We start from the raw sequence: 25,039 nt of genomic DNA on the forward strand, positions 1-25,039 counted from the left end.
TCTATTGTCATATCACACTATGGTAAACACTTCTCTCTAATAGTAACTTACTCGATCCTTTCCTTCAGGGCACTACCTGTCATAGAAGTCAACTGGATAACTGGTACCATCGCTGTCTAAATTGATGGCAAACCTGTCCCTTCCGGCAGAATCTCTGGCTCCAAAAAACGTAGAAATACTCTTAGTGACGATGGGGACATTGTTCGGGAATCCTCCCGGCGCGACAACATATAAGCGATTTTGTGGTTCTGAGGTTTCAGTATTAGGTACGCCGATGCGGACACTTTTAGTTACAACAAGGTTGTCGAATGTTGCGCCATCAGGCGCAATTTGGTCGGACGCGGTTTCCGGCTGGGCATTCATGTTTTGGTTGGACTTATTTTGATCCTGCAGATTTTGGTCTGACATAATTTCCTCTTTGGTATTGCATAAAAGGTGTTGTTCTTGAACTCATTCTGAGCAACGCTTTGCCCATCAACCAATCGCATTTTTGAGTTTCACTCATGTGAGGGACAGGATATCCTGGTTTGTTTAGGTCACTAGAGTTCCTGTCAGTGATTAGAAGCAGGCTGGTTTACTGCTGTCAAAATTCGACTGTTGCTGCGATCGCGCTTTCCAATCATTAAGTTTTACGAACGTCGCTGCTAATAGATGCAACCGTAGAGTAATTACGCAGCCGAGCTCGTATCATTACTCGAATGCGCGATCGGTCGGATTCGATCGGACTCTTGTTTCCCGTATATCCAGAATGTCTTGCGTAAATGTCGCTAACTGCTCAATCTCGTGGCTCATTTTGCTCAACCTCGTTGCTCATTTTGCTCATTTTGCTCACTTCTCTAAGTAAAAACTCACAGTCTCTGTGTAACAAAATCTGACAAAAACTACGCATAATCCCTGGAGCTAGCGATAATGTAAGTGAAAGTGCAAGTTAATTAAGGATGAGCATGGCTTCTCTGAAATTGTCCGCTGAAGGCTTCCAAATTCTTGAAAGAGCTCGACGGCAGAAACGATGGGATAAAGCAGCAGAAGTCTTGTGTACCGATGCTTTAACCTCAAAAGCTACTTTGAGAAGGTTTTGGGCCAAGCAACCGATTCAGTACGATACTTTTATTAGAATTTGTCAGACTTTAGGAATAGAAAATTGGGAAGCAGTTGTCGATCGCACTCCAGAAAACCGTATCCCCGGTAACACAACAGAGGGAGCAAAAATCCCCCATCCTCTGAGTTTTACGCTTCCAGAAAAGTTGCCCCCAGTGAGAAATTTTGCAGGGCGAATTCAAGAACTCGAAACTATCAAAAATGAACTGCTAGACCCCGATACTAAAGCAATTACAATTACCTCTGTCTGTGTGGTGGGTTTAGCAGGTATTGGCAAAACTACTCTCACTTCTCAATTAGTGCGTCAACTTCAGTCAGAAACAACACACTTTGCCGCCGTAGCATGGGAATCTTTGCGTTCTGCTACAGGTATAGCCCCTGGTTTTGATTGGATTGTTGACTCGCTGTTGTTTACCCTCTCCGGCGGCACAATTTCGACCGCCACTACCGTTCAAGATGATTATCTGAAAAAAACAGCCTGGCTGATCGAGTTACTCAAAAAACAGCCTTGTTTAATAGTGCTGGATAATGTCGAGACAGTCTTGCAAACTGGACAGGCAAATCGAGCGGGATATTTTGCTGCATCCTACCCTGAATATGCTTGGCTGCTCAAACAGTTAGCAGAAACAGAACATCAAAGCAAAGTCATATTTACCTGTAGGGAAAATTTAGCAGAATTGCCCTGTCGCGCCACTAAAACTATCTCTCTGGGCGGATTGGATATCGATGCTGCTGTTGCCCTCCTGCAAACTTTTGAGTTATCAGCTACTCAGTCAGAATTAACCGCACTAGCTGAATCTTATCAAGGACATCCAAAAGCTTTGGAAATGATAGCGGCATTGATTCAAGACGACAGTGAATTTCAAGGAAAAGTAGAGAGGTTTTTGCGCGATCGCAACTGGCTGCTAATTCGAGATATTGAAAATTTAATCGATGAAGTGTTTGTCCGTTTGAGCGAGCCAGAAAAAACTTGTCTGCTGCGAATTTCTGTCTGTCAAACATCAGAATATCCGCTAAATTTTGCAGTAATTGCAGCCCAGATGCCAGAGTTGAGCGAATATGACTTAAAAGAAAACGTCATCCTAGCTTTAAAACGCCGACAATTTCTCGACTACGCTCGCCAAATCGAATCTTACCAATTGCATCCCTTAATTCAAGAAAAAGCTTATCGCTTGCTGTGTCAAAATCCTGAAAATTTCCGCACCGCTAATCAGCAAGCATACCGCTACTTTTTGAACCTTCCCCTGAAGCCTAAAACTGAATGGAAAAGTATTCATGATATTAAACCGCTGCTGTTAGCACACTATCATGCCTGCCAAGCCGAGGATTGGGATGAAGCTGCGAGCGCAATTTCTGATGCTTGCGATTCTATGCGCTACTGGAGCCATTTCAAACTCCTGATATATTTGTACGGTAAATTGATACCCGTTGATTGGAAAAAAGGAGGACAATTAGTAACTTCGACGGCGAGTCATATTGATATTTTATGTCAGCTTGGTTTAGTAGACAAGTCGATTGAACAATTGGAAATAGCCCACGAATATTTAAACCAAGCTTTGTCTATTGCCCAAAAAAATAACAACAAAAAAGCAGAGGCAATGATTTTGTTTTATATAGCAAGGCATTATTATTATCTCGAAAATGACCCACAAACCCTTAAATATTTGCAAAATTCTTTAGCGATTTTTAGGGAGTTAGAAGAAGATAAAATGGAATATAAAATATTAAATGCAGTAGGATATATTAACTATTACAAGAGTAGCTATAGTTCGGCAATACCATATTTCGAGCGAGCTTTAAAAGTGGCTTATAAAAACAACTTTATCGAAGGAGAAGCTTTAGCATTTACGAATTTATCTAATACATACACTGGATTGGGAAAATATGATTGAGCCATTAATTATCTCAACCAGTATCGAGCGATAATTTCTCACAAACCAACACGAATTAAAGTGGCGAATTATCTACTGGTCGATTGGGGTGATTTTTGTGAAAATCTTCACCAACTAAAGGTAATAAGTTGGGTACAACAACCCTTAAAAAGTTATATAAAATGTTCAGATGAATATAAAACTATGTTAGATACCTTCACCGATTTAGTTCCTGCATACAATGGACTAGAAGCAGCTCAAAAGTTGTTGGAGAATCTGAATGAATGTAGTAAACTTGAAAGTGATGAAAATTTTCAGAATAAGGCAAATAAATTGTATAAATTAGTGAAATCATTTCAAGATTTAAGAGAATTTGAAAAAGCCATCGCAAATCAGCAAAAGAGCGAGATGCAACCGCACAATATTAACCAGAATGCTGGGGGGGAGCGTTGGGATAATTTAAAGTTACTCATCGAGTTAGCAAAAACTATGCTTAGGTGCACAGTTGGAATTCAGCCAATGATGGAATATTACCTAAATCAAGCCGAGGAAATTTGTAAAGAGCTACAGCTACCGCTGCTGGCAGAAATCCAAAAAGTTCAAGCAGATTTACAAGAAGAAAATTAACAGATAGCGATAAACAGTTGACAGTTGACAGTTGACAGCGAGGTTTTTAGGATGGGGATTTATACCCACCCTAAAAAAATTAGCCCTGAAAGCTGGGGTTTTAAACCCCTGAATTTTGATAAACTAAGGGTTGGGGATTAAAATAAACAGGGAGCAATCACAGAATTACTTTGTTGATGCGTATTCAATCGCCTAATTATCTATTTTATTGTGCCTTTGTTAACGTGATTTACGCATTCCGACCCAAGAAACCGGGTTTTTACCGAATCTACGCACTGCAAGGAATTATTTTCATAAAAACCCGGTTTCTGGACTCTTTCGTAAGTGCTAGTTAAGATGGTGGAGATGAAGTAGGAATTAATGCCAAATAGCTATGCCGATCGAGTTGCTGTCAATTAAACCCGTCTCAAGATTGTCAATGGTTGGTGCTCTGGCGATCGCCCTTGTCCTCGGTGGTGCCAATCTAGCCAAAGCCGAATCGCGAGAACAAGCCGTCGATCGATTGACCGATTTCTTATTCTACAGGGTTAATCCTCAGTTAAACAATCGCAAACTGCAAGCGGGCGATCGCGAATATAGCAATCAATGGCGGAGATTGCGCGAAGCGATCGATCCGCGAGTCAAGTCGGTACAAGAAGTCTGTTTTAGGCCAGCCCCAGAAGAGACAGGATGGGAATTCACGACAATTAACGGCGAAACCTACGAGCAAACCTACGATTTACTTGCAGATACAATTTTTTACAGCCGCCATCCTCAACGAACCGGACAGCCCATTCCCAAAAGCGATCGGATCGGCATTAGTGAATGGTCAGCAATTCGACGCGAAATGTATATTTCCAATTGTGGACTGTGAGACTCGATCGCCTTACAGCGCAGCATTTATCGAAGATAACTCCTAGAGTAGAGGTCATCTCTACATAACTCTGTAAAAAGAAAGGTTTTAAACCGATGAGTATGAAAAGTTGGATATGTGATCGCGCTCTTATTACAACCAGAATTATTGCACCATTGATGGGACTAATCACCATTGGATATACAAGTTTTGCCGATGCTGCCCCACAGCAACAAATTTCCAGCATAAATAGTGCAAAACTCGATACAAAAAGTAAAAAAAATTACCTGAATAATCCACCCGAAAATTCAACTATCGAGGCTTTAAATAAAAAAGTTCAAGTCAGCGTTGAAATTTATGTAAATGCCCCAAAAAAAATACCTCTTCAACAAGGTATGCCATACAAAGAGGCGCGCCAAATCCTGATTCAACAACGGTGGCAGCCAAGCTTACAGGGTCAACCCAACCTCAGAGATCGTTCGGTTAAAGAGCTATTTGATTTAGGATATAAAGAGATTAAGGATTGTTCTGGTACAGGAGAGGGGCCTTGTCGTTTTGAGTTTATCAATCAACAAGGAGAACTGCTAGTTATAGTCGCTACGACAAGAGGTTCTGAAAATACAAAACGTTTTGTGAGGAATTGGTGGCTTGAGAAAAAGACAGATAGCCCTCAACAAAAATCGTCATCAAACATAATTCAAGAAGGTCGTTATTGGTTGGGAGGTACGGCTCAGGGTTTAGAGGTCAAGGGACAACAATATCGATATTATGACGAGTCTAATATCGAGCGACCGTGGCAACCTCTCTCTGATCTACAATATATCAAAAAAGGCGTTGTGTTTGATGGGAGAAATTATTGGTGTTTATCTACTCTAGCACCGAAAACGGGAGGTTTTTCTTGTTCTAAAGATGGATGGAAACAAAAGATCTCTCACCAGCTATATCGGGGGAATGGATAATTATTATTGGGTTTCATCGTGGTAATTAAATCACTTTCAATTAAGTCAAAATCGAAGTTTTTAGGGGTGTGTGCGTTAGCTATAGCCCTTGTACTCGGTGGTTCCAATCTAGACAGTGCTACAGCGCGCGATTATGAATCACGAACTCAAGCTGTGGATAGGTTTACGGATTGGTTTTTTTATAGAGTGAATCCTCAATTAGGAGGTCGCAAATTGCGTTCTGACGATTCTTCTGCCTACATCCGCGAATGGAATGCTATTCGTAATACAGTCGATCGAGAAATGATTACTACACAAGGAGATTGCGTCGGTGATGCTTTCTGGGACTTCGATTATCGTTCTCATGGGCGATCGCTCGATCGGATTGCAGATACAATTTGGGATATCCGCGATCCATCGGGTGACAAAACTCGTGCAGATGTTTCTAAACAAGAATGGCAGAAGCTTCGTAATTCAATAATTAGAGAGCATTTTTGCTATTAAGTTGCCATATTTGTCAATCCAATTTCAACAATAAAGAACAACAGCGCTTTTAGTTACAAATATTGTTAAAATGTAAAATAGGCAACCTCGATTGTAGATCATTTAGTCGAAAGACAACGAAAACATTCTCTAGGAAAACAAAAGGATAAAAAAATGGGCCGAGTCACCGCAACAATAACCGTCACCAATCACATTGATGAAATTCTGGGAGAAAGAGGGTTCATCCCCGCAGAGCAAATACGCTCTATCACCATCGATAACGTCTTAGTCGATACAGGCGCAACTCGACTCTGCTTACCAGCAGATATTATCAGTCAGTTGGGTTTGCCAATGCTAGGCGAAATGGACGGACATACGGCAATAGGAACCCGAAAATTTCGTCTGTTCAAAGATGTCACTCTTGCCGTAGCTGGACGAGAAGGCAGGTATGATTGTGTAGAAATTCCCGCAGGAGAAGAACCTTTACTCGGCTTAATTCCCCTCGAAGATTTGGGTTTAGAACCGGACTTAAAAAATCAGCGGTTGATTGTTTTGCCGGCGGAGGGAATGCAAAGCTATATTCGCGTGTAAAATCTCGATGATTAACGTTAAATGCTTGATTTACCTACATTAGAGCTTACTTGTCTCTGATTCCTTGTTTAAAATCCCGATCGCAAAATTTGATAGTTTTTTGTTATTATGGGAAATAGTAGTTGACTCAAATAGGTGACTCAACGTAATGAACATATCCTTAACTCCCGAACTAGAGCAGTTTGTTCAGTCAACAGTCAACAACGGTAGATACTCATCAGCTTCTGAAGTGGTATGGGCTGCGTTACGATTGCTAGAACAACGAGAAATGGAACGCTTGGTGCGTTTAGAGGAACTCCGCAAGGAAATAATGATTGGAATTGAAGCTTCCGATCGCGGAGAGGTTTTTGATGGTGAAGAAGTGTTAAGAGAACTGCGTGAGGAGATTCAGCAAGCCGATGAGGGTGAAAAATGAGTCGATACACTTTGAGTGCCCCTGCCAAGCAAGATTTAAGGGAACTCACGAACTATCTGTTGCAGTTTAGCGCCAATGCAGCCAACCATTTTCTTAATGTTTTTCAGGAAAAATTTCGTTTATTAGCAGATTTTCCAGAAATGGGGCGCAGTCGTGAGGAATTAGCACCGTCTCTACGCAGTTTCCCTGTAGATAAATATGTAATTTTTTACCGCGTTATTAAAAATGGTATCCAAATTGAAAGGGTGTTGAGTGGTTATAGAGACTTTGAGGATGTTTTTGTAGAAGACAGATAATATTATATTTTTGCACTAAAATGTCAGTCACTACTCATCAATTAATTCAGTGGAAACAACAAGGGCGGTCAATTGTTGCCCTGACAGCTTATGATTATGCGATCGCCCAACTCATCGATCAAGCAGGCGTAGATATCATCCTAGTCGGCGATTCCCTCGCCATGACAGTCTTAGGCTACGACACAACCCTGCCGCTAACCCTCGATGAAATGCTGCACCACGCTAAAGCAGTGCGCCGTGGAGTTAAACAAGGATTAATTGTGGTCGATTTGCCGTTTTTGACTTACCAAGAAAGTCCCCAGCAAGCCATGCACTCTGCCGGGAGAGTTTTGAAAGAAACCGGCGCTCAAGCTGTAAAATTAGAAGGTGGATATCCAGCAATGGCCGCCACAGTTTCGCAGCTAACATCCGCCGGAATTCCGGTGATGGGGCACGTCGGTTTAACTCCGCAGTCGGTACACCAACTCGGCTACAAAAAACAAGGAAAAACGGCCCAAGCAGCCGATCGCATCATAGCAGAGTCGATCGCGCTTCAAGAAGCCGGTGCCTTTGCGATCGTCTTAGAACACATTCCCGCAGACTTAGCCGCTCAAATTACCCAAAAACTAACTATTCCCACCATTGGTATCGGCGCCGGGCCGCACTGCGACGGCCAAGTTTTAGTTACTTCCGATTTGTTGGGACTTTCCGAAAAACAGCCGCCTTTTGCAAAAGCTTATGTCAATTTGCGAGAGACAATTACTCAAGCTGTAACAGATTATTCTCTAGAAGTTAGAGAACGAAAATTTCCTAATTCGTAAAGATTTTATAGTTGGGATCTTTCGGGTTTAGGAGATTGCGGGTTTTCCCCAATTATTGGGGAGCATCTCAATGAAAGCAGCCCTCCGCTAGAAATTGGAGTTAGGAGTCAGGAGTCAGGAGCCAGGAGAAAAGAGTCAGAAGGAAGAATAAAGAAGTATTTTTGCAAATATGAGATGCTCCCAATTATTGTCGGTGAAACCCGCCCGGCAACTTTTTGGAAAGCCTGCTCTATCTCAGCCATAACAAAGTTTGACAAACTTTGACATTCCTGCTAAAATCAGCTTAAATACATCACAACTTCAACTCAGCTATGAATGTATCGCTGACACCTGAATTAGAAAAATTTGTTCGGCAAAAGGTCAACACTGGCAGGTATTTATCGGCTAGTGAAGTAATTCGGGAAGCATTGCGACTGCTTGAAGAGCGAGATATGCAGCGTCAAATGCGGATCGAAAAACTTCGCCGAGAAGTGGCTGTTGGTATTGAGCAATCGAACAGAGGAGAAACTTTTGATGGCGAAGAAGTAGTTGCAGAACTTCTGGAAGAAATAGAATTAGAAGAGCGGGCAATCAATGAGTAGCTATTTTCTGAGCACTCAAGCTAAGTATGATTTGAGGGAGATTAAAAATTATATTGCTCGCGATAATATTGCAGCAGCGAGGCGTTTTGTTGAAACCTTTAGAAACCAATGCAATTTAATTGCAAAATCTCCTAGAATGGGACGGAGTTATGAAGAACTAGCACCGGGATTGCGCGGTTTTGCTATTGGAAACTATATCATCTTCTACCGTCCCATTGAAAATGGGATTGCAGTTGAACGCCTGCTGAGTGGCTACCGCGATCTAGAAGCTCTATTATGTGAGAATGGCGACAACTAATGGACATTTAAAATTAGTGGATCGCCTTCTCTCCCCAGAATCGATCGCATTTTTAAAATCGAACGATCCCTAATTTATCTAATCCCCAGACTGGCTCTTTTCCTCCTTTTCCTTCTCCTTCTCAACAGCTTCATCCTCAGATTGACCAACCCCTTCCTTAAAACTCCGCAGCGTTTTGCCCAAAGCATTTCCTAACTCAGGAATCTTCTTGGGGCCGAAAATTAGTATGGCAACCACCGCAATAATGCCCATTTCGGGCAATCCCAGACCAAACATACAAAATCTCCTCTAAAACTTGCTCGATCGTAAGTCAATCTTAAGTCAATCTACTGATATTGTTAAAGTATCTACCTTTTTTCCTGCATCCTGCAACAGTAGAATCAAGTTTTATTAAGCTATCGCACGATAAATAAGAATGTTAGAAACATCCCAGCCTTCTCTACGCGAGCAACAGCACCATCTCATCCGCGATTTAGCAGACCGGATGGAAGCAGTATGGCACCGCTATCTCGACCTCGAACCCTACCACCTGCCCGCTGAGTTGGGATACGTAGAAGGCCGCTTGGAAGGAGAAAAACTGATCATTGAAAACCGCTGCTATCAAACGCCCCAGTTCCGCAAAATCCACCTCGAACTCGCTAAAGTCGGGCCGTTGCTTGACATTCTGCACTGCGTGATGTTTCCCCGACCGAATTATGCTTTGCCCATGTTCGGTACGGATATCGTAGCAGGCAAAGGCCAAGTTAGCGCCGCGATCGCAGACCTTTCTCCCCTCAATCCCGATCGAACTTTGTCGGAACCCTACCGAACCCAACTGGAAATTTTGCCGATCAAGCAATTTTCTTCTCCCCGCCAAATTCCCGAATGGGGGGATATTTTCTCAGAATTTTGTCTGTTTGTGCGACCAGAGTCGATCGAAGAAAACAGTCGGTTTTTGGATATTGTTGAATCCTACGTTGAAATTCACTGCAAACAGGCAGTCGCTTCCGAACCAGTCTCTGCCGCCGAAGCATCGGAAATTCTCGACGCTCAAATTTACTACTGCACCCAGCAGCAGCAAAACGACAAAACCCGTCGCGTACTCGAAAAAGCTTTCGGTCAAGATTGGGCCGAACATTACATGACCGAAGTGCTTTTTGATATCCCTAAATAGCTGAAATTGGTTTACAATACTTCACAGTGGGTGAAAAAAACTTAATCAGGAAATCACCTACTTTATAAGTCATGGGAAAGGAATCACCGGTCAAGGATAAATCATTTTTAAAACCCCCAGGACGAGGAATCATCGGTTTAGCGATCGCCGCCACTGTCGTTACCACAGGAGTCGGTTTTTGGCAAGTATCTCAAATTAGAAAAGCCGAAGAGTTAAAGGCGGCGGCTGCAACGGCTGCTGCAACTTCCGTCGCCACCCGCAACAGCGTTACCGCTTTGGGTAGGTTGACTCCCCAGGGGGAAGTTATCAAATTGTCGGCCCCTTCGGCGTCGGAGGGAGCAAGAATTGAACAGTTGCAGGTGGAAGAGGGCGATCGAGTCAGTCAAGGACAAATCATAGCAGTTCTGGATACGCGCGATCGGCTCCAAGCAATCCTCCAACAAGCCGACAAAGAAGTCAAAGTCAAACAAGCAGAATTAGCGAAAATTCAAGCAGGTGCAAAAACAGGCGTTGTCGGCGCTCAAAAAGCAGAAGTTGCCAAGTTTGAAGCACAAGTGCAAAGAGAAACCGAAGGCGAAGCAGCCAATGTCGCCCGCTTAGAAGCTCAACTGCGAAGAGAAACCGAAGCTGAACAAGCTAACGTCGCCAAGTTTGAAGCACAACTGCAAAGAGAAACCGAAGCCGAACAAGCTAATCTTGCCAAATTTGAGGCACAACTAGACAGAGAAACAGAGGTGCAGCAATCCAAATTGGCTAGGCTAGAAGCTCAATTGCGCGGCGAAATTACCTCTCAAAATGCTACAGTCGATCGGCTAAAAGCCGAATTGACAAACGCCGAAGCCGAGGAAAAACGCAATAAAGAGCTCTCCGAAACAGGTGCAATTTCTGCTTCGGCATACGACACCAAACGCTTAGCAGTAGAGACGGCTCGCCAGAGAGTCAAAGAAGCTGAAGCCATATTAGAAAAAACCGTGCAAACTTTGCGTGAGGAAATAGTCGAAACTAAAGCAACAATCAAACAAACAGTAGAAACAGGCCAGCAGGAAATCAATCAATCGCGAGCCAATCTCAGACGCAAGTTAGAAACAGGCAGGCAGGAAATTAACCAAGCTAGAGCCACCTTAAATCAAAAGATAGAAACTGGTAGAGAACAAATTAATCAAGCCGAAGCAATACTCAAACAAAAAGCAGAAACCGGCCAAGAAGAAATCAATCAAGCCAAAGCAAATCTCGACCAAATTGCCGAAGTACGTCCCGAAGACGTGCAAGCAGCCCAAGCAGCCGTAGAAAGTGCGATCGCCACCAAACAAAAAGCTCAAGTAGACTTAAACTTAAGTTACGTCAAAGCACCGGTATCCGGCTACATCCTCAAAGTTCACAGCCGACAAGGAGAAGGTGTCAACACTCAAGACGGCATCGTAGAACTAGGCGGCACCGACCAAATGTACGCCGTAGCAGAAGTTTACGAAACCGACATCGCCAAAGTGCGAAACGGCCAGCGCGCAACAGTCACCAGCCCCGTATTTGCAGGCGCTTTGGAAGGAACAGTCGCTCGCATCGGCAAACAAATCGGCAAAAAAGATGTCCTTAATACAGACCCCGCCGCCGACACCGACGCGAGAGTTATCGAAGTAAGAATTCGCCTCGATCCGGAATCGAGCAAAAAAGTTGCAGCCCTAACAAACTTGCAAGTAGAAGTTAAAATAGACATCTAAAATGGGTAATTGGTAATTGGTAATTGGTAATATCATGTCCGATCGAGTGACCGCGATTAAAAGGGCGGGTTTTTGAGATTGTCAATTATTGGCAGGTATTGTTGGTGAACCCGCCCCTACCGTATTAGGGGTAATCGACCGGACATAATATAATTGGTAATTGGTAATTGGTAATTGGTCAGAGGAGTTATTCCCTCTTCCTCCTTCCTTATTCCTTCTTCCTTCTATCCTTTACATCCGTTACATCCGTTACATCCGTTACATCCGTTACATAATCCGTTGCCGAACTTCCTTCATTATATGGCAAAAATACCGCTAGCTTGGGCACAATTAACCCGCGAAAAAATGCGCTTAGCCGTCGCACTAGCCGGCATTGGCTTCGCCGACTTGCTAATGTTTATGCAGTTCGGGTTTAGAGACGCGCTATTTGAAAGCTCCATCACCTTTCACTCACAGTTAAAAGGGGATATTTTTATCACCAGCACCCAGTCTACGGCTTTAATAGCCATGAAAAGTTTTCCCCAGCGTCGCTTGTATCAAGCTTTGAGTTTTGACGGCGTTACAGCAATTAGTCCCGTATATTTAGGCTTTGGATTGTGGAAAAACCCCGACCCCAACCAGCGAAATACTCGGCAATTGATGGTCATAGGTTTTGACCCCGCTAATCCCATCTTTGATCTGCCTGAAATCCAAAATAATTTGGACAAAATCAAAATTTCCGATGTGGTTTTATTTGACCAAGCTTCCCGGCCGGAGTTTGGGCCGGTAGCAGAATATTTCAAACAGGGAAAAGTTGTTGAAACTGAAGTTGACAATCGCCGCGTTAGGGTAGATGGTTTATTCACTATAGGGGCCTCTTTCGGTGCCGACGGAAATCTTGTCACCAGCGATTTGAACTTTATGCGGATTTTTTCGACGCGGAGAACAAGAGGTTTAATCGATATAGGTATTGTTCACTTGCAGCCGGGAACAGATGTTAAGGCTGTTGTTGAGAAAATGAGGGCAACTTTGCCGAATGATGTGAGAATTTCTTCTAAAGAAGAGTTTGTAAATATTGAGAAAAAGTATTGGGAAGAAAGTACGGCGATCGGATTTGTTTTCACTCTCGGCGCGGCAATGGGATTTATCGTGGGGATAGTGATTGTTTACCAAATTCTTTATACTGATGTTACCGATCATTTACCAGAATACGCTACGCTGAAGGCGATGGGATATAAGGACATTTACTTTTTGGGTGTGGTGTTTCAAGAGGCTTTGATTTTGGCAATTCTTGGTTATTTGCCGGGGTTTGGGGTTTCTGTGGTGCTGTACAATTTAGGGAGAAGTGCGACAAGTTTGCCACTGTACATGACTTTGATGAAAGCTGGGACTGTTTTTGCAATGACAGTTGTCATGTGTTGTGTATCCGGGGCGATCGCAGTTAGGAAATTGCAGGCGGCCGATCCGGCAGATATTTTTTAAGGAAGGAAGGCACGACACGGATTTTGACACGGATACACGGATTGAAGAAGGAGGAATTAGGAAAAAAAAACCACTAATAACTAATAACTAATAACTAATAACTGATAACCATGAATACTTTACCAGTTGTCTCAATTCAAAATCTCAATCATTCTTTCGGGGAAGGTCAACTTCGCAAACAGACATTATTTGATATCAACCTCGAAATTTATCCGGGCGAAATCGTGCTGATGACAGGGCCTTCGGGGTCTGGGAAAACAACATTGTTAACCTTAATTGGAGCTTTGCGATCGATCCAAGAAGGTAGTCTGAAAATTCTCGACCAAGAATTGCGGGGAACGGCGAAAAATAAATTAGTTAAAATCCGTCGCGACATCGGCTATATTTTCCAAGCTCATAATTTGCTCAAATGCTTGACAGCTAGGCAAAATGTGCAAATGTCCCTTGACCTGCACAACCATCTTTCTAACCAAGAAACTAATGATAAAATAGAAGGGATTCTGGAAGCTGTGGGGTTGGGAGACAGAATAGATTATTACCCAAGCAGTCTTTCTGGCGGACAAAAACAAAGAGTTGCGATCGCCCGCGCATTAGTCAGCCAGCCGAAATTAGTATTAGCAGACGAACCCACAGCAGCCCTAGACAGTAAATCAGGTCGAGATGTGGTAGAAATTATGCGAGGTTTGGCCAAAGAACAGCACTGCACTATTTTGCTTGTCACCCATGACAACCGCATTTTAGACATAGCCGATCGCATTATTCACATGGAAGACGGCTACCTCGCACAAGACAGAACCACAACGGCTGCCACAGGCGTTCTTTCGGGAAAATAATATTAATTCACCTCAACTTATTTCCGAGAACCGGGACGCTTTCCTCCTACCTTGGTAGGACTTTTTGTTGTACCTTTGGCTGGAGTTTTAGAACTACTTTTGCCGCTTTTTTGGCCTTTCGTTCCTGTCAACTGGCTCTCAAGGTCATTTGCAGGTCTACCAGCAGGCGTTCTCGTAGTCCTAAAGGTAACATTTACCCCTTCATTCGACTGTTCCAGCACCAACATCGGCGTCGGCTTGGCTTTTTGATCCCACTCAATATGAACGATGCGACCTTGAATTGTCGGCTGCCAACTGTCGTGGTCGTCTGAAGGACTCAGATAAGTTTCCAAACAGTCAATAATTTGATTAATTGTCGCTGATGTTGCCTGAGTCGGCAGTTTCATCAGCTTAATTTGAATCCGAAACAGCACTCGTTTTTCTATTTTTACTGCGGGATCGCCAGTTTCGTATTCGATATCAAACATCGAATCTACTTGCCTGCCGCTGCCGGCATTCCCGTTTTTATCTCCCACGGCAGCCTGAGTCGGACGCAGGGCAATACTAATTTTCTCTTTGACTTTTACCTTAATCTGGTTCACAATGGCAAAGTGAAATACTTCTTCCGCCATCCGCATTCTCAGGTAGTCTAAATTAAAGTCTCGCGAGTGGATAAGGTCGGGATTCTTTTCCATCTTTGATATGGTTTCCAGAGCCATTTTGTATTTTTTCTGGAGTTCTCGATTTCTAAACTCCTCAAATTTGAGCTTTTTATTCAAATCGTCGAGTTTTAGCTTGGTAAACACCGCTAAACCGATAAGCAATAACAACAGTAATCCCGCCCCTCCTATTAAGAGTTGGTCTGAGGACGGATCTCCGGGTTTAGCCTTTTTAGGTTTGGGAGAGGCTACTGCCAACCTTGGTTCTACAAGGATTATTTGGGTTGACATGGGCTTTTAAAGGGTAAAATTTGACGCTATATTTATACAGGACTCCAGAGTAGAGCTGGTAGTGCAACTGGATCAACCAACATTGACATCATTCCACCATCATCTTGGTACAACTGGATTTCTGCAACTGGAGCACGCACCCTCTAATTAATACTTTATCTTTAACTGCAAGCAGGTTTCCGAAATATCGGAAAATCCCGCGCTGGCACTGGCCAATAGAAATGGTGAATTGTCTGTAATATATTATACCAATACAGCTAAAAAAAATGTTTGTTCGGCGGTCTCCCTTTCTAGAAAAATAAAAATAAATACACATAAATTAATAGTAACTCTGGGAGCCAGCAGCGGAAAACCTCAAGGAGAACAGCCGATCGCCCGGACGATCGAGGGGCGGACGTTGGGAGAGTGATAATTCCTACTGTGCCCTCACTCCCGCCTTGCAAGCCCACCGGGCGGCTTGCTGTGAGAGTCGAACCCTCTTTGCGATCGAACAACGTCTCCTTAGCTAAGATTACAGCTAATAGCTGGCAAAAGTATAGTCATTTATAGACATGGGAGGCTTCAAGTCCCTCCCCCTTCACTTTTACTTTGAGCGGATTAACCCGCCTCGGCTGAACTACGCAGCTCTCTATCAAGAAAGCTAAACGCATTTGGGATTGCTTTTCTGAGAATGTTGTACGAAGCATTCACATCGGAATTAATTAACTGACCCGTCGATGTTTTGTACAAACCTCGCTTGATCCGTTTACCAGTGAACACAGGCTCTTTTTCTGTTTTTCCATAAACAGGAATTGGGTCTAAACCTAAAAAACTGGAGCGGGATGTGTAGGATTCTTCCTGTACAATTACTGTGATTCCTACCAGCCGAGCTTTGTATTCTAATATCTCAATTAATCGAGAGTGAGGAATACTGACAAAGTTTTGGTTGGTTTGTTTACCTAGATTGATATCGGTTTTCCACTGTGCATTTTTGCCGATTACCAGCGTTCCAATTTGGTTCACTACCAAATGGTCAACAATCACACGACTAGCCTGATGCAAATAGTTATCAACTTTCTGGTTGCGACAGCGAGTTAAGCGCTGAATCCGTGGTGAAGTTTTGCGATTCCCTTTCAATTGGGATTGTAATCGAGATTTGCGTTTGTTGTAGAACTGGTTAATCGATTTTAATGGACGCCCATTAATCAACAAAGGGATAAATCCCGGCTGATTTGAAGTTAACGCCACTAAATTATCCAGTCCTAAATCAATACTAGCTACAGAGTTGGCATTGCCAAGGGTAGACTCCGGTTCATCATAAATCACCTCAATTACATAGGAATCACATTTCGGAACCAGTCTCACTTGACAAATCTGGTTGGGATTGAGTTGGGTTTTAATTGAAAGTTCAGTGCCGGAAAGTTTAATGATTCCTTTCTTCAACTGTTTACTACTAATTGCTTGACTCGTGTAAACGAGAAGGTTTCGCCCTTTGACTTTATCTTTGTACTTTGGCAGCTTTGGGCGACCAGTGAATCTTGAAGAGTCAGCTTTGTAAGCTTTAACGGCTTCAAAAAACGATTTCCAGTTTTTGTCTAGCACCATCAAGATTTGCTGGCTTACTTTAGCAGGTAAAGCCTTGTATGCTTCGTGAGACTTCATCAATCGGTTCATTTCGTTGTAATTGACATAGCCCCACCCATAAATAAAACTCTGACGACTGACGTAATTGGCGGCATTGTAGAGGTTTTTGAACTTGAAAGCTAGTTCGTCAATTTGGGCGAAACGGTGTTCCGTCGATTTAATGATGTGCCTCTCTGTTAGCTGCATTTGAGACTTCCGTTCTTTGATCTGTGCGTATTTCTTGTTCAACAATCATAGCGATATGATACCATTATTGTTTATAATTGCTTATAAACTCAACGAAGATTTACAATACCACCAATATTCGATCGTGACCTACGAACCCCTGCACCACAAATATCGCCCTCAGACATTTGCCGAATTAGTCGGTCAAGAGGCGATCGCCCAAACCCTCACCAGCGCCATCCTACAAGAGCGCATAGCACCAGCATATCTATTCACCGGCCCCAGAGGCACCGGTAAAACCTCTAGTGCCAGAATTTTCGCCAAATCTCTCAACTGTATTTCTACGGTTGCCCCCACCCCGACCCCCTGTGGCAAATGCAACGTTTGCCAAGAAATTGCCCGAGGTTCCACACTAGATGTCATCGAAATTGACGCCGCCAGCAACACCGGAGTAGATAACATTCGGGATTTGATCGAACGAGCTCAATTTTCCCCCGTACAGTGCCGCTATAAAGTATATGTAATCGACGAAGTTCATATGCTCAGTACCCAGGCATTTAATGCCTTATTGAAAACCCTAGAAGAACCGCCCGATCGCGTTGTATTCGTTCTCGCAACAACCGACCCACAAAGAGTATTACCAACTATTATTTCTCGCTGCCAAAAGTTCGACTTTCGCCGCATACCCCTCGAAGCAATGATTGCTCACTTGCACAAAATTGCCCAATTAGAAAATATCAATATTGCCAGTGATGCAGTACAAATGGTTGCTCAAATCGCCCAAGGAGGTCTGCGAGATGCCGAAAGTTTGCTAGACCAACTGAGCTTATTTCCCGGTCAAGTAACAGTTGAAAAAGTTTGGGATTTAGTCGGCGCGGTTCCCGAAAATGATTTAATGGATTTGCTGCAAGCTATTGACAAAGATAACGCTACAGCACTAATAGACATGACTCGCCACCTCATGGATCGCGGTCGGGAACCGCTAATTGTGCTGCAAAGTCTCGCGAGCTTTTACCGAGATTTGCTAATAGCCAAAGCTGCACCAAAGCGGTCAGATTTAGTAGCTTTAACATCGGCAACTTGGGAAAAATTGGCTGATTTTGCCCGCAATTGGGATGCGGAGTTGATTTTGGCAGGTCAGAAACATTTGCAAACCCACGAAGTGCAAATTAAAAATACTACTCAGCCGCGTTTATGGCTGGAAGTAACGCTGTTGGGATTGTTGCCCTCAGCAATTAGAACTCAGCAGCAACCAACAGCCGAACCAGCGAAAAATGTTGCTCAACCACCACAAAATTACCCCCCCCAACCAAGGGCGGGCACGGGGGCACCGCCCCTACAATCGGGGGGAAGTCAGACATCTAATATTGAACAATCTTCAGTTCCCAATTCGCAAAATCATCCACCTCAGTCGCAGCCTATGGCTAATCGGATAGAAAGCACACCTCCTGCTGCAATTCCCGCACCTGTACCAACTGCTGAAACTAATCAAACAAATTATTCCCCGACTAATTGGGCCGATGAAATCGATTTAAATCGAGTGTGGGAACAGGTACTTGACCGCGTGCGGCCGCATGGCACTCAATCGCTGCTTCGCCAACATGGACAGCTAGTAATTTTTAGCAATGATACTGCTCATGTTAAGATTAGTTCGCAGCCGTTGCTCAATATGGTTAAAGACAAAGTAGCTAATATTGAAGAAGCTTTTTTGCAAATTTTTAACCGTCGAGTAACAGTAAAGGTGGGCTTGACAAATCCCGCTGAAACTAAAAGTTCCCGCGCCAAGGATTTGCCTACTTCTAACGGACTTGGTGGCGAAAATCCCAGGAATTCTCATCCTGCAGATGATGCCGGCCAACAGGTGCAGAACTCGGCGGGTTCTGAGATTACAGAGGATTTTTTGGGGAAGGGTAGAGAAGAACAAAAACACCCGCCAGCGCCTGAAAATACCGCCGTTAATGTGCCGGCAATTTCCGAATCGCGATCGCCCACAAACGGTTCTACAGACTCTCAAAATGACTTTAACGCTCAGGCTATAGCGGTGCGTGATGATGCGCGAAATGTCGCGAATTCGACTAGGAAGTTGGCTGATATGTTTGACGGGGAAGTAGTCGATTTGTCGGATGACTTGGAGATTTGGGAGTCGGAAACTTTTAGATTGGAATCTGAACCCGATTTTTCCGAGTTATCTTCTGAGTTAAATGAGGATGATTTTATAGATTGGTAAATGAGAATTGGGAATTGGGAATTGGGAACTGGGAATTGGGAATTGGCTTGACATATAATATTAAGTCCAGTTGATATTACATCTTGCACTATTATTAGGAACGGGCTCTCCGGCCTGTTCCACAATGCTCCGCACTCAAAATCCCGTTTATGCCATAACCGCCTTGGCGGTTGCTATTATACAACCGTTTTCAGGGTTTCCGGCGAGTATGTCGCTCTCCGCTATTTTGAGTTTGGTAGGTATTATCCTGTGGATATCTGTTGGTGTCTGGGATTTTCTGGCTTTGGAACTTACAGAAACCTTGTTTTGGGCTAGGCTGGCAGCACCAGTTATCTTTATTGCTATACTAATACTTGTCCTCCTGTTGAGGTAGAGAAAAAATGAGAAAACTTTTGAGCGAATACGATTTTCCTTTTTTATTAGGTATCGATTTTGAATCAGAATGGAAGAGAGTTTTGACCGTAGTTGAAAAACATCCTTGGTTAACTGTTGATGGGTATTTTCAGACTGAACAACAATACAGCCGTTACAAAATTAGAATGGGGACAGATGCGAGTGAATTTAAGCTGTGGCAAATCGAAGATTGGAATAATAAATATTATCTTGACCAAATTTATCGCTCTCGATATTGGCTGAGTCAAATAGAGTCCATCAAATCATTTAATTATCGACATACAAGTTATGGGTTAAAACACGCTTGTGAAAATTGGTGGGCTAGAAAAAAAAGTAAATTTGGTATTAAAGACACTGGGTCTTATGTTGCTAACGGTTGCTTGATTGTAGCCGCTTTAATTTTAGAATGGAAATTCACTGATACTTACCAAGGACATCAATCCCTCAATGTGTATTTCCCGATTAGTGAAAAAAGTCTAAAACGATTGAAACCCGACGATCTAGATGAAACCGAAAATGACTAAAAATCAACTTCTCTCGCTCCCTAGCTTTGGCCGACTTTTCCTCCTTTCCACAAATAGATTTCATACTGGATTCTTTAGTCTCTCGTTGCGCTGACTTCGTTCAATAATGCTTTAGAGCGGGCTATAAGAACCCACCCCACAAGAAAATTTAATTTTTGTGGAACAGGCATCCTGCCTGTTCCACGAGAATAGTAAAATATCTGAACTTAAGCTGACTCTGGCTTGGGTAGGGAAGAGGGAAGTACCAACAACTCGGCGGTCGATCGCTTCTCGACCATTTCCTTAGTAATCGTACACCGGGCAACATCCTTGCGCGACGGCAACTCGTACATCACATCCAACATCAATTCTTCGACAATTCCCCGCAGCGCCCGTGCTCCAGTTTTGCGGCGGTATGCTTCCTGGGCGATCGCCCGAATCGCCTCCGGCTTAAAGTCCAACTGCACATTATCCATCTTCAGCAGCTTTTGATACTGCTTAACCAAAGCATTGCGCGGTTCCGTCAAAATCGCCATCAGCGTTTCCTCATCCAGCGGTTCCAACACCGCCGCCACCGGTACCCGCCCGATAAACTCAGGAATCATCCCAAACTTCACCAAATCATCCGGTTCCAGTTGCTTGAGTACATCAGCAGCCCGCTTTTCCTTCGGCTGAGCTTCTCCGGGCTGAATAAAACCCATTGACTTTTTACCCGTTCTCTGCTCTATCACTTTCTCTAGACCGACAAAAGCACCGCCGCAGATAAACATGATATTGCTAGTGTCAATTTGGATGCAGTCTTGGTAGGGATGCTTGCGCCCACCTTGGGGAGGTACATTCGCGATCGTCCCCTCCAGCATTTTCAGCAGCGCCTGCTGCACGCCTTCCCCAGACACATCCCGCGTAATCGAAGGATTTTCGCTCTTGCGGGCTATTTTGTCAATTTCATCAATATAAATAATTCCGCGCTGCGCCTCTTCCACGTCCATATCTGCCACTTGCAGCAGCCGCAGCAAAATATTTTCCACATCTTCCCCGACATAGCCCGCTTCCGTCAGCGTCGTCGCGTCAGCCACCGCAAACGGTACGTCTAGCATATCCGCCAATGTCTGAGCCAGCAGAGTTTTGCCGCAGCCCGTCGGCCCGATTAACAAAATATTCGATTTTTGCAGTTCTACTTCTTCCGGCGGGTGCTTGCCACTATTTTTGGCATGGATAAAGCTCAGGCGCTTGTAGTGGTTGTAAACTGCCACCGAGAGCACCTTTTTCGCCTCATCTTGCCCGATCGCGTTTTCGTCGAGATAATTTTTAATTTCCCTCGGCTTCGGAATTTGGCTCAGCGACATACTTTTGCCCGAAGTAGCGCGGCGCTTTTGCGTCGTTTCCTGCTTCGGAGGCACCGCCGCTGCGGGTACTGCACTCGAATCAAACAACTCCTCATCTAAAATTTCATTGCACAAGTCAACGCATTCGTCGCAGATATACACCCCTGGGCCTGCGATCAACTTGCGTACTTGCTCTTGAGACTTGCCACAAAACGAACATTTTAGATGGGAGTCGTACTTAGACATAACAGCCTCTTAATTCAGTGCAGTGACATTCTCTCCCGCCGTCGGAAGGTTTTCCTTTTCGATAACTCGATCGACCAAACCGTAATTTTTGGCTTCCTCGGCTGACATAAAAAAGTCGCGCTCTGTATCCGCCTCTAATTTGTCGATCGGTTGACCTGTGTGGTGCGCTAGCAGTTGATTCAGCTTACGCTTATGATAAAGGATTTCTTTGGCTTGAATCTCAATATCAACTGCTTGACCTTGAGCGCCTCCAAGCGGCTGGTGAATCATAATCCGGGAACTCGGAAGAGACATCCGCTTACCGTGGGCTCCTGCTGTCAGTAGAAATGCGCCCATACTCGCTGCCAAACCGTAACAAATCGTCACCACATCCGGGCGGATTTGCTGCATTGTGTCATAAATTGCCATGCCGGCCGTCACCGAGCCGCCGGGGGAATTAATGTACATTTGGACATCTTTTTCTGGGTCTTCGGCATCTAGATACAATAGCTGAGCCACTATCGAGTCAGCAACTTCGTCGGTTACGGGAGTCCCTAAAAACACAATTCGCTCCCGCAGCAAGCGCGAGTAAATGTCAAAAGCCCGCTCGCCCATCCCCGACTGTTCTAGTACCATCGGCACTACATTGCTGGGGCTGGAACTGACATCAAAATCGTTATAGCTTGTAATTAGGTAATTGGAAGATTGAGATACAACCATAAGACACCAGTCAAGGATTCTAGACAATTTGCTGCTGCTGATGAAAGCTTTAAATTAAGCCGCCAGCTTTTAACTATTATGCCTCTTCTGAACAGATATCGGGGGAATGGGGAATGGGGAATGGGGCATTGGGCATTGGGCATTGGGTATAGTCGAGCAAAAATCTTGTGACTATTTAACCCAAATTCAACAGTAGCTCGACATTAAACGTAAAATTCGATCGCACTTCAGATACCCCCGATCGATCCCCGCCGTAGGGACACTCCAATACCCCCTTAGTGTCCACTTAAGCTTTCAGCCCGCCAAGTCCACCAGTGGATCCGCTAGTCCGCCAGGGAATGAATTCCACGGGGCTTATAGCTAAAGTCCTCCCTATGAGGACTAATGAATTATTCAGTCCTCATAGCGAGGACTTTAGCTTTGAGGCAGGGGTTTAAACCCCTGCCGGACTGCGGGTTTAACGTGTTTGTTGACACGAAGAAGGGCTGGCGTGCGGTGTCCCTACTACTTTGATTCTGCGCCCTAATCTTCGCCTACAACTTCAACTTCGACGCTTGTGGCTGCTTCTGAAGTTTCTGCATCATCTGCATCATCTGCATCTGCATCAGATTCTTCTGCGGCAGGAGTCAGTGAGCCTTCTGGTACGAGTTCGATTGTTCCTTTTTCTTCCAACCATTTCAGGGTTTTTTGTTTGAGCAAGTCTTCTGCTACAAATTCCTGCAACCTTTGGGGGTCAAAATCTCCTTTGGGAAACTGCTTTCTGATTTTTGCTACTTCTGCTGCTACTTCTGCTGGTTCAACAGATAAGGATTCCAGCTTGGCTACTTCTGCCAGAGCTAGAGTCTGCTTGAGCCGATCGATTGCTTCCGGGCGCGAGCGTTCCCGCATCGGGCCCATATTTTCTTCGGTAAACAGTTGGTTGATATCTATGCCGTAATTTTTCAATTGGACGGCTTGTTGATTCAACAAATAATCGATTTCGCGATCGAGCATTGTTTCGGGAATTTCCACTTCTATTAGCTGCGCGAGGGCTGCTGATATAGCTTTTTCCTTATTAGCTGATGTCTTGTTTTCTTGGTCTGCTTTAAACCGAGTTTCGAGCGATTCGCGCAGTTCTGCTAAAGTTTCAAACTCGCTGACTTCTTGGGCGAAGTCGTCGTCCAACTCCGGCAATTCTTTTTCCTTAAGTTCTTTGAGAGTAATCGTAAAGACGGCAGGTTTCCCCGCTAATTCTTCACTGCTATACTCATCTGGGAACTGCACAGAAACTTCTCTAGTTTCTCCTGGATTCATCCCGATCATGCCTTGGATAAAGCCCGGTACAAACTGATTTTCCGATAATTCTACTTGAAAGTCTTCTGCTTGAGCGCCAGGAATTTCTGCGGGAGTTTCGCCTTCGGGTGCTTCCGCAAATCTACCGGAGAAATCAACCAAAGCCGTGTCTCCCAACTGAGCCGGCCGGCCTTCTACAGGGATTAAAGTAGCTTTGTCCGATCGATATTTGGCCAGTACCTCATCTACCTGAGCCTCATCATACTTAGCTTCTTCTGCTTGAAGCTGCAAACCTGTGTACTGACCCATTTTCACTTCGGGTTGTACATCAACCTTCGCCGAAAAAATCAGAGGCTGTTCTGGATCGAACTTCTCTAGTAATTCTTCAAACTCGGTGCGAAGTTCAAAACTGCCAATTGCGGCAATTTTTTCTTGTTCGAGGGCTTTTTGCAGGGAATCATTAATCAAATTTTCCAAAGCCGTCGCCTTCAAACGAGTCTGGCCTAGGCGCTGTAGCAAAACTTGACGGGGAACTTTGCCTTTGCGGAACCCAGGAATATTAACCTCGCGAGCAAATTGTTTAATTACTTGCTCGTAAGCTTGTTTTGACTTTTCTGACGGTACTTCGATTTCCAGACCAATTTGGCTAGCTGGAAGTTTTTCCTGGGTTACTTTCATCGGCTTTTTTGATATTTAACAATAGTGTATTGACACTCCCTGACCTAAAGGACAGGGATTCTTAATTCAGCGACTGACCTTAAAATGTTGCGTCCTTTCGGCAATCCTCAAACTTTTTAACCGTAGAAATCCTACCAATTAACGAGCCTGATTCGCAGTCATCCCTTCTTGGTCTATCTCCAAAAGCGTACTAGGATATTTACCTAGAGTTCGGGTATGCCCTACCCTACTTAACAAGACTAAATAGTTTGTTTCTCTGGTTAAAGGAACTGTGTTAAGCCCCTAGCTGTTTAGAGAGTTTTCGCCGCTCTTTGTCCCCCGGTTTACGCGCCAAAGTGTGTCGTTAACTGTTTTTATGCACTAGGGCGCAGGAGTTTAACCTTGACTACTCTAGAATACTAGAAATTTCCTGACTTTTAGGAAGGGATTTAATAAATTAAAGCCGTCCTAGAAGGACAGGGTTTTAGACCCAATTTCCTTGATAAAATACATACAAATCTGACTTTGCCTGCATTTTAATTTTGTACGCTTTGACTCGTAACGGCACAACTACAACACCTTTACCGGATGAGACTGTAAGTCATTGCCGGCTACTTTTTTGGCTCTTGCCAAATAGTTTTGGTTTGAGGATACTAGCTTTTGCTGCTAGGAATGTGGAGGTTAAGTCCACTAATTGCCGATGCACCATAGCACATATCGCCCTGTGATGTCAATCTTGCCGGTCTCTGCAGCCAGTCAAAGTCAATGGATGCGCCTGCGAAAATGCAGATATATCGCAAAACTTAACCGGATGCGGATTGGGCGTGGGCGAGCGGCAAAAGATGCTAAACTGGCATTGGGTACGATCGCACGGATCGATCGGGAAGTTCGATCGGCCTTTTCGCTTAACTGCACCATTGCTATCCTCTCATGCTCCTGATGTCGCATAACATTAATTAAGTTTGATATTGAGAATTGCAGTTATTTAAATTTTTGATTTCGATCGTT

At 44.1% G+C, this 25,039-nt stretch carries 26 protein-coding genes and 1 pseudogene; 19 read left to right on the top strand and 8 right to left on the bottom strand.

The annotated features are described in order from the left end of the window. Positions 1-72: 72 nt before the first annotated feature. Entirely contained in the window at positions 73-408 is a 336-nt protein-coding gene (locus tag QUA00_RS26015) for a hypothetical protein (protein ID WP_333411675.1), read from the bottom strand. 536 nt (positions 409-944) lie between these two features. Between QUA00_RS26015 and QUA00_RS26020 the strand changes: the two genes are divergently transcribed. The 11 genes from QUA00_RS26020 (at position 945) to QUA00_RS26070 (ending at position 8,830) form a co-directional block, all read left to right on the top strand. Then, positions 945-2,990 carry an NB-ARC domain-containing protein gene (locus QUA00_RS26020; RefSeq protein WP_333411676.1) on the top strand — a complete coding sequence of 682 codons (2,046 nt, stop codon included), beginning with the start codon at positions 945-947 and terminating at the stop codon, positions 2,988-2,990. A 60-nt stretch (positions 2,991-3,050) separates the two neighbouring features. Then, positions 3,051-3,596 (top strand): hypothetical protein, encoded by a 546-nt coding sequence (locus QUA00_RS26025; RefSeq protein WP_333411677.1) that lies wholly within the window; start codon positions 3,051-3,053, stop codon positions 3,594-3,596. A gap of 373 nt (positions 3,597-3,969) precedes the next feature. Then, positions 3,970-4,449, top strand: coding sequence for a hypothetical protein (locus tag QUA00_RS26030; protein ID WP_333411678.1), 480 nt, complete (start codon positions 3,970-3,972; stop codon positions 4,447-4,449). A 95-nt stretch (positions 4,450-4,544) separates the two neighbouring features. Continuing rightward, positions 4,545-5,387, top strand: a complete 843-nt coding sequence (locus QUA00_RS26035) for a hypothetical protein (RefSeq protein ID WP_333411679.1) — start codon at positions 4,545-4,547, stop codon at positions 5,385-5,387. A gap of 18 nt (positions 5,388-5,405) precedes the next feature. Further along, a complete protein-coding gene (locus tag QUA00_RS26040; RefSeq protein WP_333300156.1) occupies positions 5,406-5,870 on the top strand; it encodes a hypothetical protein in 465 nt (154 codons plus the stop codon). Positions 5,871-6,023: 153 nt separating this feature from the next. After that, positions 6,024-6,440 carry an aspartyl protease family protein gene (locus tag QUA00_RS26045; RefSeq protein ID WP_333411680.1) on the top strand — a complete coding sequence of 139 codons (417 nt, stop codon included), beginning with the start codon at positions 6,024-6,026 and terminating at the stop codon, positions 6,438-6,440. A 148-nt stretch (positions 6,441-6,588) separates the two neighbouring features. After that, the gene (locus tag QUA00_RS26050; protein ID WP_333054747.1) at positions 6,589-6,855 is read left to right on the top strand and encodes a type II toxin-antitoxin system ParD family antitoxin; all 267 of its coding nucleotides are present in this window, start codon (positions 6,589-6,591) and stop codon (positions 6,853-6,855) included. Beyond that, the gene (locus QUA00_RS26055) at positions 6,852-7,151 is read left to right on the top strand and encodes a type II toxin-antitoxin system RelE/ParE family toxin (RefSeq protein WP_333054748.1); all 300 of its coding nucleotides are present in this window, start codon (positions 6,852-6,854) and stop codon (positions 7,149-7,151) included. Before QUA00_RS26050 ends, QUA00_RS26055 begins: the two co-directional genes overlap by 4 nt. A gap of 20 nt (positions 7,152-7,171) precedes the next feature. Continuing rightward, a complete protein-coding gene (gene panB / locus QUA00_RS26060; RefSeq protein ID WP_333411681.1) occupies positions 7,172-7,951 on the top strand; it encodes a 3-methyl-2-oxobutanoate hydroxymethyltransferase in 780 nt (259 codons plus the stop codon). Between the two features lie 311 nt (positions 7,952-8,262). Further along, on the top strand, positions 8,263-8,532 hold the full coding sequence (locus QUA00_RS26065) for a type II toxin-antitoxin system ParD family antitoxin (RefSeq protein ID WP_333138460.1): 270 nt from the start codon (positions 8,263-8,265) through the stop codon (positions 8,530-8,532). Then, positions 8,525-8,830 (top strand): type II toxin-antitoxin system RelE/ParE family toxin, encoded by a 306-nt coding sequence (locus QUA00_RS26070; protein WP_333138462.1) that lies wholly within the window; start codon positions 8,525-8,527, stop codon positions 8,828-8,830. The genes QUA00_RS26065 and QUA00_RS26070 overlap by 8 nt, the downstream gene beginning before the upstream one ends. A gap of 78 nt (positions 8,831-8,908) precedes the next feature. On the opposite strand, the gene QUA00_RS26075 is transcribed toward QUA00_RS26070, so the two are convergent. Continuing rightward, positions 8,909-9,106, bottom strand: a complete 198-nt coding sequence (locus tag QUA00_RS26075) for a TatA/E family twin arginine-targeting protein translocase (protein ID WP_333138464.1) — start codon at positions 9,104-9,106, stop codon at positions 8,909-8,911. 139 nt (positions 9,107-9,245) lie between these two features. Here QUA00_RS26075 and QUA00_RS26080 point away from each other — a divergent pair, with 139 nt between their 5' ends. From QUA00_RS26080 to QUA00_RS26095, 4 genes are all read left to right on the top strand, one after another. Continuing rightward, positions 9,246-9,983, top strand: coding sequence for a phycocyanobilin:ferredoxin oxidoreductase (locus tag QUA00_RS26080; RefSeq protein ID WP_333411682.1), 738 nt, complete (start codon positions 9,246-9,248; stop codon positions 9,981-9,983). Between the two features lie 71 nt (positions 9,984-10,054). Continuing rightward, complete coding sequence (locus QUA00_RS26085) at positions 10,055-11,698, top strand: HlyD family efflux transporter periplasmic adaptor subunit (RefSeq protein WP_333411683.1); 1,644 nt, start codon at positions 10,055-10,057, stop codon at positions 11,696-11,698. A 300-nt stretch (positions 11,699-11,998) separates the two neighbouring features. After that, positions 11,999-13,159 carry an ABC transporter permease DevC gene (devC, locus tag QUA00_RS26090; protein ID WP_333203037.1) on the top strand — a complete coding sequence of 387 codons (1,161 nt, stop codon included), beginning with the start codon at positions 11,999-12,001 and terminating at the stop codon, positions 13,157-13,159. A 110-nt stretch (positions 13,160-13,269) separates the two neighbouring features. Next, the gene (locus QUA00_RS26095; protein WP_333411684.1) at positions 13,270-13,992 is read left to right on the top strand and encodes a DevA family ABC transporter ATP-binding protein; all 723 of its coding nucleotides are present in this window, start codon (positions 13,270-13,272) and stop codon (positions 13,990-13,992) included. A 17-nt stretch (positions 13,993-14,009) separates the two neighbouring features. Here the strand turns inward: QUA00_RS26095 and QUA00_RS26100 are convergent, their stop codons facing one another. After that, positions 14,010-14,921 carry a hypothetical protein gene (locus QUA00_RS26100; RefSeq protein ID WP_333411685.1) on the bottom strand — a complete coding sequence of 304 codons (912 nt, stop codon included), beginning with the start codon at positions 14,919-14,921 and terminating at the stop codon, positions 14,010-14,012. 229 nt (positions 14,922-15,150) lie between these two features. Between QUA00_RS26100 and QUA00_RS26105 the strand changes: the two genes are divergently transcribed. Beyond that, positions 15,151-15,330 (top strand): hypothetical protein, encoded by a 180-nt coding sequence (locus QUA00_RS26105; RefSeq protein WP_333411686.1) that lies wholly within the window; start codon positions 15,151-15,153, stop codon positions 15,328-15,330. Positions 15,331-15,460: 130 nt separating this feature from the next. Here QUA00_RS26105 and QUA00_RS26110 read toward each other — a convergent pair. Continuing rightward, a pseudogene (locus QUA00_RS26110) lies at positions 15,461-16,730 on the bottom strand (RNA-guided endonuclease InsQ/TnpB family protein). Between the two features lie 124 nt (positions 16,731-16,854). Here QUA00_RS26110 and QUA00_RS26115 point away from each other — a divergent pair. From QUA00_RS26115 to QUA00_RS26125, 3 genes are all read left to right on the top strand, one after another. After that, positions 16,855-18,936, top strand: a complete 2,082-nt coding sequence (locus tag QUA00_RS26115; protein ID WP_333411694.1) for a DNA polymerase III subunit gamma/tau — start codon at positions 16,855-16,857, stop codon at positions 18,934-18,936. Between the two features lie 124 nt (positions 18,937-19,060). Next, a complete protein-coding gene (locus QUA00_RS26120; protein ID WP_333138487.1) occupies positions 19,061-19,309 on the top strand; it encodes a hypothetical protein in 249 nt (82 codons plus the stop codon). Positions 19,310-19,316: 7 nt separating this feature from the next. After that, positions 19,317-19,853: a hypothetical protein gene (locus QUA00_RS26125; protein ID WP_333411687.1), complete on the top strand. Its 537-nt coding sequence runs from the start codon at positions 19,317-19,319 to the stop codon at positions 19,851-19,853. A 206-nt stretch (positions 19,854-20,059) separates the two neighbouring features. On the opposite strand, the gene clpX is transcribed toward QUA00_RS26125, so the two are convergent. The 4 genes from clpX to QUA00_RS26145 form a co-directional block, all read right to left on the bottom strand. Then, complete coding sequence (gene clpX, locus QUA00_RS26130; RefSeq protein ID WP_333138491.1) at positions 20,060-21,403, bottom strand: ATP-dependent protease ATP-binding subunit ClpX; 1,344 nt, start codon at positions 21,401-21,403, stop codon at positions 20,060-20,062. A gap of 9 nt (positions 21,404-21,412) precedes the next feature. Then, positions 21,413-22,102 carry an ATP-dependent Clp endopeptidase proteolytic subunit ClpP gene (gene clpP / locus QUA00_RS26135; protein WP_333045253.1) on the bottom strand — a complete coding sequence of 230 codons (690 nt, stop codon included), beginning with the start codon at positions 22,100-22,102 and terminating at the stop codon, positions 21,413-21,415. 522 nt (positions 22,103-22,624) lie between these two features. Then, positions 22,625-24,052 (bottom strand): trigger factor, encoded by a 1,428-nt coding sequence (tig, locus tag QUA00_RS26140; protein WP_333411688.1) that lies wholly within the window; start codon positions 24,050-24,052, stop codon positions 22,625-22,627. A 741-nt stretch (positions 24,053-24,793) separates the two neighbouring features. Then, positions 24,794-24,949, bottom strand: coding sequence for a hypothetical protein (locus QUA00_RS26145; RefSeq protein WP_333283465.1), 156 nt, complete (start codon positions 24,947-24,949; stop codon positions 24,794-24,796). Between the last annotated feature and the right edge of the window lie 90 nt (positions 24,950-25,039).

The organism is Microcoleus sp. T2B6 (assembly GCF_036700475.1).
In the GTDB taxonomy this organism is placed as follows: Bacteria; Cyanobacteriota; Cyanobacteriia; order Cyanobacteriales; family Microcoleaceae; genus Microcoleus.